The sequence below is a fragment of the Streptomyces fradiae genome (assembly GCF_041270065.1).
GTDB lineage: Bacteria > Actinomycetota > Actinomycetes > Streptomycetales > Streptomycetaceae > Streptomyces.
Genome location: NZ_CP065958.1, coordinates 5,560,061 through 5,574,479 on the forward strand (window position 1 = coordinate 5,560,061; position 14,419 = coordinate 5,574,479).

At 72.7% G+C, this 14,419-nt stretch carries 11 protein-coding genes; 3 read left to right on the forward strand and 8 right to left on the reverse strand.

Annotated elements, in window-relative coordinates; all coding sequences use genetic code 11:
- Positions 1-88: 88 nt before the first annotated feature.
- A complete protein-coding gene (locus tag JAO84_RS25550) occupies positions 89-1,123 on the reverse strand; it encodes an LLM class flavin-dependent oxidoreductase (RefSeq protein WP_370414938.1) in 1,035 nt (344 codons plus the stop codon).
- A 223-nt stretch (positions 1,124-1,346) separates the two neighbouring features.
- Here JAO84_RS25550 and JAO84_RS25555 point away from each other — a divergent pair, with 223 nt between their 5' ends.
- A complete protein-coding gene (locus tag JAO84_RS25555) occupies positions 1,347-1,673 on the forward strand; it encodes an ATP/GTP-binding protein (protein WP_265868489.1) in 327 nt (108 codons plus the stop codon).
- A 21-nt stretch (positions 1,674-1,694) separates the two neighbouring features.
- Here the strand turns inward: JAO84_RS25555 and JAO84_RS25560 are convergent, their stop codons facing one another.
- The 7 genes from JAO84_RS25560 to mce all read right to left on the reverse strand — a co-directional run bounded on the left by JAO84_RS25560 (position 1,695) and on the right by mce (position 11,975).
- The gene (locus JAO84_RS25560) at positions 1,695-2,537 is read right to left on the reverse strand and encodes an ABC transporter permease subunit (protein ID WP_370414939.1); all 843 of its coding nucleotides are present in this window, start codon (positions 2,535-2,537) and stop codon (positions 1,695-1,697) included.
- Positions 2,534-3,640, reverse strand: a complete 1,107-nt coding sequence (locus tag JAO84_RS25565) for an ATP-binding cassette domain-containing protein (RefSeq protein ID WP_265868486.1) — start codon at positions 3,638-3,640, stop codon at positions 2,534-2,536. The genes JAO84_RS25560 and JAO84_RS25565 overlap by 4 nt, the downstream gene beginning before the upstream one ends.
- A gap of 214 nt (positions 3,641-3,854) precedes the next feature.
- A complete protein-coding gene (locus JAO84_RS25570; RefSeq protein WP_370414940.1) occupies positions 3,855-4,634 on the reverse strand; it encodes an ABC transporter permease in 780 nt (259 codons plus the stop codon).
- A gap of 3 nt (positions 4,635-4,637) precedes the next feature.
- Positions 4,638-5,615, reverse strand: coding sequence for an ABC transporter ATP-binding protein (locus tag JAO84_RS25575; protein ID WP_370414941.1), 978 nt, complete (start codon positions 5,613-5,615; stop codon positions 4,638-4,640).
- Positions 5,616-5,691: 76 nt separating this feature from the next.
- On the reverse strand, positions 5,692-6,627 hold the full coding sequence (locus JAO84_RS25580) for a cellulose-binding protein (RefSeq protein ID WP_128984664.1): 936 nt from the start codon (positions 6,625-6,627) through the stop codon (positions 5,692-5,694).
- Positions 6,628-6,741: 114 nt separating this feature from the next.
- On the reverse strand, positions 6,742-11,307 hold the full coding sequence (gene scy / locus JAO84_RS25585) for a polarized growth protein Scy (protein WP_370416867.1): 4,566 nt from the start codon (positions 11,305-11,307) through the stop codon (positions 6,742-6,744).
- A gap of 215 nt (positions 11,308-11,522) precedes the next feature.
- A complete protein-coding gene (mce, locus tag JAO84_RS25590; RefSeq protein WP_265864808.1) occupies positions 11,523-11,975 on the reverse strand; it encodes a methylmalonyl-CoA epimerase in 453 nt (150 codons plus the stop codon).
- A gap of 137 nt (positions 11,976-12,112) precedes the next feature.
- On the opposite strand from mce, the gene JAO84_RS25595 reads away from it, so the two are divergent.
- Positions 12,113-13,315, forward strand: a complete 1,203-nt coding sequence (locus JAO84_RS25595) for an acetyl-CoA C-acetyltransferase (RefSeq protein ID WP_370414942.1) — start codon at positions 12,113-12,115, stop codon at positions 13,313-13,315.
- 71 nt (positions 13,316-13,386) lie between these two features.
- Positions 13,387-14,343, forward strand: coding sequence for a methylmalonyl Co-A mutase-associated GTPase MeaB (gene meaB / locus JAO84_RS25600; protein WP_265864806.1), 957 nt, complete (start codon positions 13,387-13,389; stop codon positions 14,341-14,343).
- Positions 14,344-14,419: the final 76 nt, after the last annotated feature.

Genomic DNA, 14,419 nt, shown 5'->3' on the forward strand with positions numbered 1-14,419 from the left:
TCCGCGTCGCGGGAGAGCTTCACTGATCGCGGACGCGGCGGCACGGTCGTCCCCCCCGGACCCCCGGAGAGTCACCTCACCACCCATGTCAGACGAGCAGCGGAAGCACCTCGGAGCCCAGGCGCCGCAGGTTCTCCTCCGTGCCGGCCAGATCGCCGGAACCCTCCGCGAGCAGCGCGAAGCGGGTGATGCCCGTGCGCTCCGCGGTCGCCGCGAGCCGGTCCGCCGCGAGCCGGGGGGTGCCCACCGGGTGAAGCCCGCACAGCAGCTCGGTGTACGCCACGGGGTCCCGCATCGATCGAAACCTGCCGTCCACCGTGACATGAGCGTCGAGACCCTGTTTCAGCCAGCCCGGCATCGCCTTCACCAAGGCCTCCGACGCCTCCGCCGTACGGTCCGCCAGCTGGACCACGCCCGCCGAGACATGGCCGGCGCCGATCTCCGCGATCTCGTCCGGGGTGCGCCCGGCCTCCCGCGCGGCCCGCTCCCAGCAGGCCACCATCTCGGCCTTCTCCGCGTCGCCGCAGTGCATGCCGAGCAGCATCGGAAGGCCGCGCTCGGCCGCGAGCCTCACGCTGTTCCGCGAGGTGCAGGCGACCACCACCTCGGGGGCGGCCGGCCCGCCGATCAGCTCGCCGGGGCGCGGCACGACCGCCACCTCGCGGAAGGAGAACCGCTCTCCCCGGGCGCCCACGCGCGGCTCGGTCAGCCAGCGCAGCAGCAGGTCGAGGGAGTCGGGGAACCCTTGTTCGTACGCGGGCAGTCCCGCGCCGAACACCTCCAGGTCGATCCACGGGCCGCCGCGGCCCACCCCGAGGGTGAACCGGCCCCCGGAGGTCACGTGCAGCATCGCGGCCTGCTCGCCGAGCGCCACCGGGTGGACGGTCGGCAGCACGCTGACCGCCGTGCCCACCCGGAGCCGGCGGGTCCGGCCGAGCAGCAGGGCGGCCAGGGTGATCGCCGAGGGACACACCCCGTACGGCACGAAGTGGTGCTCGGCCAGCCAGACCGAGTCCAGGCCCGCCTCCTCGGCGACCTCCGCCGTCCGCACCGCCCGGTGCAGTGCCTCACCCTGGCCCTGCCCCGGAAACTGGGCGGCCAGCACGAACGTACCCACGCGCATCGCTTCTGCCTCCTCGCGGCCCGGCGCGGTCTCCCTCGCGGACTTCGCCCGCGCGTCCCCTCGTACTGGCAACAACGTCTGACACGTGCCAAAGGCAACGGCCCCGCGGGAAGTTCTTGCGATTTTCCGTTGATCCGCCCCCGGCCCCGTGCCGGGACACCCCGTCGCGGCCCGTACGCTGGACGGAACCGTCCGTGTCCCCGAGCCCGAGCGAGGTGCCGAAGTGTCCCCGCGGAACAACCGCCCCCGAGGCGGCGCGAAGCCCGACCGGCAGAGCGAGCAGGGCGACCGGTACGGCGGTGTGCAGAGCACCGAGACCTGGCAGGGCGAGGAGTGGTGCGTCCGGCACGTCGCCGGCGCCAGCGCGCCGGGCAAGCGCTACCGCTGCCCCGGCTGCGATCAGGAGATCCCCCCGGGCGCCCCGCACCTGGTGGCCTGGCCCGAGTACGGCGGCGTCGACGACCGCCGGCACTGGCACAAGGCCTGCTGGAACGCGAAGGACCGCCGCACCACCCGGGTGCAGCGGTCCCGAAACGCGCCGCGCTACTGAGCGCTCGGTCCTGAGCGGCGGTCAGACGTCCCGGCTGTTGAGCAGCGCGAACGCGCCGCCGAGCACGGCCGCCGTGAGAGCGAAGAGGATGAGCACCGGCTCCCAGCCGGCCGGACCCTTCCCGTCGAACGGCGCGGTCTCGCTGTAGAGCGCGATCATCTGCGAGGGCAGCGCGTACGTGAGCAGCGCCGCCTGCAGCGAGCGCAGCGCCTCCGAGAACATGAACATCGCCGCCACCAGCGGGAGCAGCAGCAGACCGATCATCACGGTGATGGCGCCCGCCGAGTGCCGCACGATCGCGCCGATGCCCATCCCGAGCAGGCCGAGCAGCGACAGGAAGAGCCCCACGCCGACGGTGGCCCGCAGCCACTCGCCGGCGGTCGGCGTGGCCGCGTCGACCATCGACACCTGGGCCGCCCCGACCACGCCGGCGAGCACCGTGACGAGCGTGAAGACCAGGACGAAGAAGACGATCGCCTTCGCCGCGAGCACCCGGCCGCGGCTCGGGCAGGCGGTCAGCGTGGTGCGGATCATGCCGGTGCCGTACTCGGAGCTGATGGTCAGCACGCCGAGGGTGATCACACAGATCGAGGCCGGCAGGACGCCGAAGAAGCCGAGCCCGAGCGCGGGCTCCTCCGAGTACTCGGACATCGAGGCGGCGGCGACCGCGCCGACCGCGAGCCCGATGCCGAGCATCAGCAGCGCCATGACCCCCAGCGTCCACATCGTGGAGCGCACCGAGCGGATCTTGGTCCACTCCGAGGCGAGCGCGTCGCCGAGGTGCGCCCGGCGGACCGGGATGGGGGAGGTGTACGCGTACGGGGCGGGCGCCGGCCCGTTCATCGGCTGCGTCGGGCTGCTCATCGGGCGTCCTCGGGGTTCTGGCCCGGCTGCTGCGGGTCCTGCGGGGCGGTGGCGTACGGGTTCTGTCCGGGCGGCGGCGGGGCGTACCAGCCCTGCTGCGGCACCTCGGGGATCACGTACTGCGCCTGCGGGTCCTGCGGCAGCTGGTGCGGCGGCACCGGCGCCTGGAGGTGCGCGAGCCGGTCGTCGGTGGAGCGGTAGTCCACGGCGCCCTGCGTCATCCGCATGTACGCCTCCTCCAGCGAGGCCTGGTGCGGGGAGAGCTCCCACAGCCGGACGTCCGCCCCGTGCGCCAGGTCGCTGATCCGGGGCAGCGGGAGGCCGGTCACCCGCAGCGCGCCGTCCGGCTCCGAGAGCACCCGGCCGCCGGCCTCGGTGAGCACCGCGGTCAGCTTCTCGCGCTGCTGCGGCTCGGTCTGCGGGGTGCGCACCCGGGCGAAGTCGGCCGAGTTCGCCGAGATGAAGTCCTTGACGCTCATGTCCGCGAGCAGCTGGCCGCGGCCGATCACGATCAGATGGTCGGCGGTGAGCGCCATCTCGCTCATGAGGTGGCTGGAGACGAAGACGGTGCGGCCCTCGGCGGCCAGCTTCTTCATCAGGTTGCGCACCCAGAGGATGCCCTCGGGGTCCAGACCGTTGACCGGCTCGTCGAAGAGCAGCACCTGCGGGTCGCCGAGCAGCGCCGCCGCGATGCCGAGCCGCTGCCCCATGCCGAGCGAGAAGCCCTTGGAGCGGCGCCGGGCGACATCCTGCAGGCCGACCACGCCGAGCACCTCGTCGACCCGCTGGGCCGGGATGCCGGCCAGCTGGGCGAGCGACAGGAGGTGGTTGCGGGCGCTGCGGCCGCCGTGCACGGCCTTCGCGTCGAGCAGCGCGCCGACCTGCCGGGGCGCGTTCGGCAGCTGCCGGAAGGGGTGCCCGCCGATCGTCACATGGCCGGAGGTCGGCATGTCCAGGCCGAGGATCATCCGCATGGTCGTCGACTTGCCCGAGCCGTTGGGGCCCAGGAAGCCCGTGACATGGCCGGGTCTCACCTGGAAGGAAAGGTTGTACACGGCCGTCTTCGCGCCGTAGCGCTTGGTCAGGCCGACTGCCTCGATCATTCTCCAGCCCCATCGACAGGTCAGGTCGTGTCCTCGTCGGGGCGTCGTGGCCGGTGGCCGTGGCCCCCCGTATGAGCGAAGAGCTTATCCAGCCGTTTACGGTTCCGACGAAGCGGAATCGAGACCTGGGGGAAGAACCAGGGACGCATCAGGGTCGGATCAGGTCCGGTGCAGGTCCGGTGCAGGTCCGGTTCAGGGAGAATTCCGGGTCCCGTCAGGCGTCCCGCTTCTTCAGCACCAGATAGCCGCCCAGCAGCGCCGCCACCACCCACAGCACCATGATCCCGAGCCCGCCCCAGGGCCCGTACGGCGCCTTCTCCGAGCCCATCGCGTCCGGCACCACCTGCATGATCTTGGAGCCGGCCTGGTCCGGGAAGTAGCGGGCGACCTCCTTCGCCTTCGGCACCGCCGACAGGATCTGCGAGATCAGGAAGAAGAAGGGCACCAGGATGCCGAGCGACAGCATCGAGGAGCGCAGCATCGTGGCCACGCCCATCGAGAACAGCGCGATCAGGGCCATGTAGAGGCCGGCGCCGACCACCGCCCGCAGTACGTTGTCCGCGCCGAGCGTGGTGCGGTGGTCGCCGAGCAGCGCCTGCCCGAGGAAGAAGGACAGGAAGCTGGTCACCAGCCCGACGACCAGCGCGAGCACGCCGGCCACCGCGATCTTCGAGAAGAGGAAGGTGGCCCGCTGCGGGACGGCGGCGAGCGAGGTGCGGATCATGCCCGAGGAGTACTCGGTGCCCACCACGAGCACTCCGAAGACCACCATCGCCAGCTGGCCGAGCACCATCCCGGAGAAGCTCACGAAGGTCGGGTCGAAGGTGGCCTGCTCCAGCTCGGACAGGTCGTCGAAGGTCGACTTGAGCAGCGCGGACAGCGCCGCGCTCATCGCCACCGTCACCGCCAGCGCGCTGGCCAGCGTCCACACCGTCGACGAGACCGTCCGGATCTTGGTCCACTCCGACTGCAGGACCGCGGATACCGCTGCCATCGATCAGGCTCCCTCGAAGCTCTCGCCCCAGCGGGGCCCTGCCGGGTCTTGGGCGTCGCCGCCGCCGTGGATGTCCGTGCCGTGCGCGTGGTACTCCACCGCGGCCGCCGTCATCTGCATGAACGCCTCTTCCAGCGAGGCCCGCTGGGAGCTCAGCTCGTGCAGCACGATCTGCTGCGAGGCCGCCAGCTCGCCCAGCTTCTCCGTGGTCGCGCCGTCCACCTCCAGGACCCCGCCGCCCGCCTCGACGGCGACGAAACCGTTGGCGTGCAGCACGTCCCGCAGGCGCTCCTGCTGCGGCGAGCGCAGCCGTACGTAACTCCGGGAATTCTGCTGGATGAAATCGGCCATCGACGTGTCGGCGAGCAGCTTTCCCTGTCCGATCACGATCAGATGATCGGCCGTCAGCGCCATTTCACTCATCAGATGACTGGAAACGAAGATCGTCCGGCCCTCGGCGGCGAGCGCCTTCATCAGATTGCGGATCCAGTGAATTCCCTCAGGGTCCAGACCATTGACGGGTTCGTCGAACATCAGGATCTCGGGATCACCCAGCAACGCGGAGGCGATTCCAAGGCGTTGGCCCATACCGAGCGAGAAGCCCTTCGACTTCTTCCGCGCCACCGCCGTCAGACCGACCAGATCGAGCACCTCGGAGACCCGCTGGGCCGGAATCCTGTTCGATTGGGCCAGACACAGCAGGTTGTTGTACGCGGAGCGGCCGCCGTGCATCGCCTTGGCGTCGAGCAGCGCCCCGATGTACTTCAGCGGCTCCTGCAGCTCCCGGTAGTGCTTGCCGTCGATCCGGACCGTCCCGCTCGTCGGGTTGTCCAGATCGAGCATCATCCGCATCGTCGTCGACTTGCCCGCCCCGTTCGGCCCCAGGAAGCCGGTGATCACCCCCGGGCGCACGGTGAAGGTGAGGTGGTCGACCGCCGTCTTCGACCCGAACCGCTTGGTGAGACCCTCCAGCTCGATCATGCGTACCAACCTAAGGGCACGCAAAACCCCCCGCCACCGGAATGACAGGGGGTCTTTTTACGAAGGTGTGCCGGGCTCAGCGGGTCTGCTGGGCCGGGACGCCCGCGGTGCGCTCGTCGTCGATCGGGGAGCCGGCCGCCGCCACCGCGGCACCGGTCAGCGTGGCCAGCATCTCGCGGACGTTGGTCAGCTGCGCGTTGATCGAGTCGCGGCGGTTCGTCAGCGCCGCCAGCTCGCGCTCCGATTCCGAACGGATCCGGTCGGCCTTGGCGTTCGCGTCGGCCACGATGTCCTCGGCCTGGCGCTGCGCGGTCTCCACCGTCTGGCGGGCCCGGCGCTCGGCGTCCGTACGCAGCTTCTCCGCCTCCAGGCGCAGCTGCTCGGCGCGGTGCTCGATCTCCGCGAGGCGCTTCTCGGCCTTGGCCTGACGGGAGGCCAGGTCGCGCTCCGACTGCTCGCGGCGCTTGGCGAGGTTGGTCTCGAAGTCCGCGGCGGCCTGGGCGGCCTTGGCGCGGGTCTCCTCGAAGAGCGCGTCCGCCTCCTCGCGCTTCGACTGCGCGTCCTTCTGCGCCTCGGCGCGCAGCGAGTTGGCCTCGCCCTGGGCCTTCTCGACGATCCGGACGCCCTCGTCCTCGGCCTTGGCCTTGCGCTCGGCGGCGAACGACTCGGCGTCGTTGCGCACCTGCTGGGCGGCCGACTCGGCGAGCTCACGGTGCTGCTCGGCGGCGCGACGGGCCTCCTCGCGCAGGTCCTTGGCCTCCTCCTCGGCGAGCCGGAGGATCTTCTCGACGCGCGCGCCGAGACCGGCGTACGACGGCTCGGCGTCGGTGACCTGGGCCTGGGCGTTCTGCGTCTCGAGGTGCAGCTCCTCGATGCGCTTTTCCAGAGAGGTGATTCGGGCCAGAGCACTGTCACGGTCGGCGACGAGCTTGGTAATGCGGTCGTCCACCTGACCGCGGTCGTAACCACGCCGCACGAGCTCGAAGCCGAAGGGGGAGGAAGTGTCGCTCATGGGGTTCCTGTCGAATGAGACCGGTGAGGTGTTAGGGGGAATCCTAGGGGTCGAAGCGGCGTGTCATCGAGCGTATGCCCGTTTGATCTGGAGAATGTCCAGCCTTTTGAGTGGCTAGCTACCGGAGGACTTGCCCCCCGAACGAGTGGACCCCGTCGAAGCTCCGGCCTTGACCCCGTCCCGGCCCTCGGACTTCCCGCCCGCCGACGGGGTCTCGAAAGACTCCAACGCTTCCAGCACGTCCTGGACACGGGAGATCTCGGCATTGATGTTCTCGCGCCTGCGCACCAGGACATCCAGCTCGCGCTTGCCCTCCGTGACGGTCTGCTCGGCCTCCCGCTCGGCCTCGGCCTTGATCCGCTCCGCCTCCGCGACCAGCGAGGCCTTCTTCTGCTCGGCCTCCTTGAGCAGCGCCTCGGCCTTCTTCACCGCGGCGATCCGGACCTTGCTCGCCTCCGAAGTCGCCTCCGAGACCAGCTCCTTGGCCTTCTCGTCGGCCTCGGCGCGCTGCTCCTCGGCGGCCTTCACCAGCTTGTCGACCCGCTCGCCGGCCGTCTTCATCTGCTCGGCCGTCTCGCGCCGCGCCCGCTCGTGCAGCTCCTCGATCTCGCCCTCGATCCGGCCGCGCAGCTCCTCCGCCCGCTCCCTTATGGCGGTCGCGTCCGAGCGTGCGCCGACCAGGAGTTCGTCGGCGTCCGTACGGGCCTTCTCCACCAGCGAGTTACCCTCGATGGTCGCCTCGGCGACGATCCGCTCGGCCTCCTTGCGGGCCGCGCCGACCATCGTGTCCGCCTGCTCCTCGGCCTCGGTGGTGGCGCGCAGCGCCTCCTCCTGGGCCTTGGCGATGAGCTGGTCGGCCTGCTCGGCGGCGTCCGCGCGCTTCTTCGCGCCCGCCTCCCGGGCCTCGTCGAGCGTCCGGTCGGCCTCCGCGCGCGCGTCGGCCCGCATCTCCTCGGCCGCGGCCTCGGCGTCCGCCCGCACCCGTACCGCCTCCGCGGCGATCCGCTCGGCCTCCGCCGTCGCCTCGCCGACCAGGGTGTCGGCCTGCTCGGCTGCGTCGGCGCGCCGCTGGTCGGCGGCCTCGCGGGCCTCGTCGAGGACGCGCGCCGCCTCCTCGCCGATCCGCTCGGCCTCCGTACGGGCCTCGCCGATCAGGGTGTCGGCCTGTTCGGCGGCGTCCGCCCGGCGCTTGTCCGCGGCCTTGCGGGCCTCGTCCAGGATCCGGTCGGCGTCCGCCAGCGCGGCACTGCGCAGCGCCTGCGCGTGCGCCTCGCCGTCCACCTTGACCTGCTCGGACTCGGTACGGATCCGCTGCGCGTCCTGCTCCGCCGACTCGAGGAGCTCCGCCGCCTCGGCGGTGATCCGCTCGGCCTCCGCCGTCGCCTCGCCGACCAGGGTGTCGGCCTGTTCGGCGGCGTCGGCGCGCCGCTTGTCGGCGGCCTGGCGGGCCTCGTCGAGGACCTGTTCGCCGTCGGCCCGTGCGGCCGCCCGCAGTGCCTCGGCCTCGGCCTCGCCGTCTGCCTTGACCTGCTCGGCCTCCACCTTGAGCCGCTCGGCGTCGGCGGTCAGCCGCTCCGCCTCGGCAGTCGCCTCGCGCACGAGGGTGTCGGCCTGTTCGGCGGCGTCCGCGCGCCGCTTGTCGGCGGCCTGGCGGGCCTCGTCGAGGACCTGTTCGCCGTCGGCCCGTGCGGCCGCCCGCAGTGCCTCGGCCTCGGCCTCGCCGTCCGCCTTGACCTGCTCGGCCTCCACCAGGAGCTGCTCGGCCTCGTTGGCGATCCGCTCGGCCTCCGCGCTCGCCTCGCCGACCAGCGCGTCCGCCTGCTCGGCCGCGTCCGCGCGCCGCTTGTCGGCGGCCTCGCGGGCCTCGTCGAGGACGCGCGCCGCCTCCTCGCCGATCCGCTCCGCCTCCGTACGGGCCTCGCCCACGACGGTCTCCGCCTGCGCGGCCGCCTCGGAACGGATCCGGTTGGCGTCCTCGCGGGCGTCCGCGCGGGTGCGGGCCGCGTCCTGCTCGGCCGAGGCCAGCGAGTCGGTGACCTCCGTACGTACCCGCTGGGCGTACTCGGCGGTGTCCGCCCGCAGCTTCTCCGACTCGGCGATCGCGTCCGCGACGGTCCGCTCGGCCAGCGCCTTGGCGGCCTCGGACTCCTCCTGGGCGCGCTCGCGGACCCGGTTCGCGTCCTCGGTGGCCCGCTCCCGCTCCTCGTACGCGTCGGCGCGGACCCGGTCCGCCTCCTCCTGCGCCTCGGTTCGGGTGCGCTCGGCCGCGTGCTCGGCGGCGCTGCGCAGCCCGGAGATCTCCTCCTCGGCCGTCTCGCGCAGACCCGAGACCGAGTCCCGCACCTCCTGCGCGGTGGTCTCGGCGGCCGACACCATCTCGGTGGCCCGGGCGTCCGCCTCGGACACCAGGCGCTGCGCCTCGGTCTGCGCCTCCTCGACCCGGTTGCGGGCGGAGGCGAGCAGCTCCTCGCTCTGTTCGCGGGCGAGTTCGCGCTCCCGGCCGGCCTCGCCGCGCGCCGACTCCAGGGTCTCCTCGGCCTCCCGGCGGCGCCGGTTGGCCTCCTCCTGGGCGGCGGCGAGCGCCTCGGCGGCCTCGGCGGCGACCCGCTCGGCGGCGGCCGCGGCCTCGGCGCGCAGCCGGTCGGCGGTCTCCTGGGCCTCCGACTTCAGCCGCTCGGCCTCGGCGTCGGCCTCCGTCCGCACGGTGCCGGCGGCGGTCTCGGCCTCGCTGCGGGTGGCCGAGGCGTCGGCGGCGGCCTCGGCGCGCAGCCGCTCGGCCTCCGTCTCGGCCTGGGCCTGGAGGGTACGGATCCGCTCGGCCGACTCGGCGCGCAGCCGCTCGGTCTCCTCGGCGGCCTCGCGCCGGATCCGCTCGCCCTCGGTACGGGCGTCGGTCAGCTCCTGGCCGGCCGAGGCGAGCTTGGTCTCGGCCTCGGTGTGCAGCCGGGTCAGCTCCTCGGCGGCCTCGGCCCGGCGCGCGGCGGCGGCCCGCCCGGCCTCCTCGCGCGTCTCGGCGGCCTCGCGGTCGGCCGCGGCCCGTACCGACTCGGCCTGCTCCTCGGCCTCGGCGCGCAGCCGGTCCGCCTCGGCCCGGGTGCGCTCCAGGGTCTCCTCGGCCTGGGTGCGCAGGGTCTGCGCCCGCTCCATGGCCTCGGCGCGCACCCGCTCGCTCTCGGCGCTCGCGCTGCCGCGCAGCTCCTCGGCGTCGGTGCGGGCCTTGGTGAGCAGCTCCTCGGCGGTCTTCGCCGCCTCCTCGATCTGGCCGACCGCCTCGCGCCGGGCCTCGCCGCGGATCCGCTCGCCCTCGGCGATGGCCTCGGCGCGCAGCTGCTCGGCCTCGCCGCGCAGTCGGCGGGCCTCCTCCTGCAGCTCGACCGTCTTGGCCCGGTACTCCTTGGTGTCGTCCTTCGCCGAGCCGAGCAGCTCGTCGGCCTGCTCCTCGGCCTGCGAACGCAGCCGGTCGGCCTCGGTCTCGGCCTCGCGGCGGATCCGCTCGGCCTCCTCGGCGGCCTTGCGGGTGGTCTCCTGGGCGTCCGCGGAGGCCTTGGTGAGGATCTCCTCGGCGTTGCGCGCGGCCTTGGCGAGCGCGGCGGCGGAGTCCTCGGCGGCGACCGTACGGGCCTTGTCGGAGGCCTCGGAGACCAGCTTCTCGGCCTCGGCGGTGGCCTCGCGGAGCTTCTCCTCGGCCTGCTCCTTGAGGGCCTCGGCCTCCTTGGTGGCCTCGCCGACCAGGCGGGCGATCTCGGTCTTGGCGGTGCGGGTGCGGGCCTCGTTGACGGACTCGGCGCTCGCGATCTGCTTGGCGGCGGCGTCCTTGGCCTCGGAGAGGGTGCGCTCGGCCTCGACGCGGGCCTCGCGCAGCCTCAGCTCGGCCTCCTGGACGCGCACCTCGGCCGTACGGGACAGCTCGGCGGCCTCGCGGCGGGCCTGGTCCGTCTCGGCGGTGGTGCTGGAGCGCAGCCGCTCGGCGTGGCTGGTGGCCTCCTCGGCCTGGCTGGAGGCGGCGGTGAGCAGCCGCTCGGCGTCCTTGCGGGCGCGCAGCAGAATCGCTTCGGCCTCGGCCCGGGCGGTCTCCGCCTCGGTGCCGGCCCGGCGGCGGGTCTCCTCGGCGATCCGGGTGGCCTCCGCGCGGGCGGCGGCGAGCGCCTGCTCGGCCTCGGCGCGGGACTCCTCCATCAGGCGGCGGGCCTGGGACTCGGTGCGGGCCCGCAGCTGCTCGGCCCACGCCACGTTCTCGTTGACGTGCGACTCGACGGTCTGCCGGCGCTCGCTCAGCTCCTGGTCGAGCTGCTGGCGGCGCTGCACGGCCTCGGTGTGCAGCTCGGCCTGGAGCCGGGCCTGCTGCTCGGCGTGCTCCTGCAGGATCCGCTGCGTCTGGGCGCGGGCCTCGCGCAGCTCGCGCTCGGCGTCCTGGCGCAGCTGCTCGGCCTGCATCTGCGCGTTGCGCAGCAGCTGTTCGGCCTGATAGCCGATGTCCGCACTGTCGTACGCGGGCCTGGACGCGATCGTGCGGCGCGCCTCGTGGAGCTTGGCGCGCAACACCTCGACCTGGTACCCGAGGTCCTCGGCGTGCTGGACGGCCTTCTCTCGCTCCTTCTTCAGCCGGTCCATCTCGGCCTCGAACCGCGAGAGATGGTCGTCTTCAGCTCGGTGGCTCTCCTGGCGTTCGTAGCCCCGCACTGCGCGGTCCATCCTTCCCCGAGCCAGGCGAGCTGGGGAGACCCCAACCCCGGTCGCGACATTCCGACGAGCACCGTTCACCGGACAGAACGGTCCCCCCGGGGAATCGTGGCAGATCGGACGACCCCGACATCCCGACTTCGCAGCCGCACGCGGACGGCTCCGACCGGCCCCGGCCCGGAGTTGCCCACTCTACCGGGCCGGGAATCCGGAGGTCAGTGCTCCGCTGAGGAGTGGTCAGCGGAAGGCTTCGCCGAAGTGACCAGTTCCGTCAGGACGCCGTGGCAGTCCTTGGGGTGGAGGAAGGTGATGCGGGAGCCCATGGAGCCGATCCGCGGCTCGTCGTAGAGCACCCGGACGCCCTTGCCGCGGATGGCCTCCGAGTCGGCGTCGACGTCGGCCGTGCCGAAGGCGATGTGGTGCACCCCCTCGCCGTTCTTGGCCAGCCACTTGCCCACCGCCGAGTCCTCGCGGGTGGGCTCCAGGAGCTGGAGGTAGGAGGCGCCGCCGTCGGAGGTCTCGTTGATCTTGAGCATGGCCTCGCGCACGCCCTGCTCCTCGTTGACCTCCTCGTGGAACACCTCGAAGCCGTAGGTCGCCCGGTAGAACTCCACCGTCTTGTCGAGGTCGAAGCAGGCGATCCCGATGTGGTCGATACGCGTCAGCATGCTCCCAGTGCAGCGCCCGGGGCATGGTTACGCAACGTGCGCGCCGTCACACCGGCAGCCCGGTGACCCGGCCCGTCGCGGCTCAGTACATTGAAGGTAAACCCTCGTTCACTCCTCATCCCAAGGGGCTGCGCCTCATGTCTGGAACGACCGGTACCACCTCAGTGATCGTCGCGGGCGCCCGCACGCCCATGGGCCGCCTGCTCGGCTCCCTCAAGTCCTTCTCGGGCGCCGACCTCGGCGGTTTCGCCATCAAGGCCGCCCTGGACCGGGCCGGCATCGGCGGCGACCAGGTGCAGTACGTGATCATGGGCCAGGTGCTCCAGGCGGGCGCCGGGCAGATCCCCGCCCGTCAGGCCGCCGTCAAGGGCGGCATCCCGATGAACGTCCCCGCGCTCACCGTCAACAAGGTGTGTCTGTCCGGGCTCGACGCCATCGCGCTGGCCGACCAGCTGATCCGCGCCGGCGAGTTCGACATCATCGTGGCCGGCGGCCAGGAGTCCATGACGAACGCCCCGCACCTGCTGCCGAAGTCCCGCGAGGGCTTCAAGTACGGCGCGATCGAGATGCTCGACTGCATGGCGTACGACGGCCTCACCGACTCCTTCGAGGGCATCGCCATGGGCGAGTCCACCGAGAAGCACAACACCCGCCTCGGCATCCCGCGCGAGGCCCAGGACGAGATCGCCGCCCTGTCGCACCAGCGCGCCGCCGCCGCCCAGAAGAACGGCATCTTCGAGGCCGAGATCACCCCGGTCGAGATCCCGCAGCGCAAGGGTGAGCCGGTCGTCTTCTCCCAGGACGAGGGCATCCGCGCCGAGACCACCGCCGAGTCCCTCGGCAAGCTGCGCCCGGCCTTCGCCAAGGACGGCACCATCACCGCCGGCACCTCCTCGCAGATCTCCGACGGCGCCGCCGCCGTGGTCGTGATGAGCAAGGCCAAGGCGGAGGAGCTCGGCCTGGAGTGGATCGCCGAGATCGGCGCCCACGGCAACGTGGCCGGCCCGGACAACTCGCTGCAGTCGCAGCCGTCCAACGCGATCCTGCACGCCCTCAAGAAGGAGGGCCTGGAGGTCTCCGACCTCGACCTGATCGAGATCAACGAGGCCTTCGCCGCCGTCGCGCACCAGTCAATGAAGGACCTCGGCGTCACCTCCGAAAAGGTGAACGTCAACGGCGGCGCCATCGCGCTCGGCCACCCCATCGGCATGTCCGGCGCCCGCGTGGTGCTGCACCTGGCCCTGGAGCTCAAGCGCCGCGGCGGCGGCGTCGGCGCGGCGGCCCTGTGCGGCGGCGGCGGCCAGGGCGACGCCCTGATCGTGAAGGTCCCCGGCAAGTAATCCGGGCCCGTGGCCCGGGCAGGCAGTCCGGGCACATGGTCCGTAGTCCGTCATCTCAAGGAGCAGCGCACATGGTGGACGTCCCCGCCCTGGTCGACCAGGCACGGGAGGGCCGGCCGCGCGCCGTGGCCCGGCTGATCTCGCTGGTGGAGGGGGCGTCCCCGCAGCTCCGCGAGGTGATGGCGGCGCTCGCGCCGCTGACCGGCAACGCCTACGTGGTGGGCCTCACCGGCTCGCCCGGCGTCGGCAAGTCGACCTCGACCTCGGCGCTCGTCGCCGCGTACCGCAGGGCCGGCAAGCGGGTCGGCGTGCTCGCCGTCGACCCGTCCTCGCCGTTCAGCGGCGGGGCGCTGCTCGGCGACCGGGTGCGGATGTCGGAGCACGCCTCCGACCCGGGCGTCTACATCCGCTCGATGGCCACCCGCGGGCACCTCGGCGGTCTCGCCTGGTCCGCCCCGCAGGCCATCCGCGTCCTGGACGCGGCCGGCTGCGAGGTGATCCTGGTGGAGACCGTCGGCGTCGGCCAGTCCGAGGTCGAGATCGCCTCCCAGGCCGACACCTCGGTGGTGCTCCTCGCCCCGGGCATGGGCGACGGCATCCAGGCCGCCAAGGCGGGCATCCTGGAGATCGGCGACGTGTACGTGGTCAACAAGGCCGACCGGGACGGCGCGGACGCCACCGCGCGCGAGCTCAACCACATGCTGGGCCTCGGCGAGGCCCGCGCGCCCGGCGACTGGCGCCCCCCGATCGTCAAGACCGTCGCCGCCCGCGGCGAGGGCGTCGACGAGGTCGTGGAGGCCCTGGAGAAGCACCGCGCCTGGATGGAGGAGCACGGCGTGCTCGCGGAGCGGCGCCGGGCCCGGGCGGCCCGCGAGGTCGAGACGATCGCCGTCACCGCCCTGCGGGAGCGGATCGGCGACCTGCGCGGCGACCGCCGGCTCGACGCGCTCGCCGAGCGCATCACGGCCGGCGAGCTCGACCCGTACGCGGCCTCCGACGAGCTGATCGCGAGCCTGACGGGCCGGTAGGCGCGCGCAGCAGTACGTACGAGAAGGGCCCGGCACCCGCGAGGGGCGCCGGGCCCTTTCCCGTACGGAAAGGTGC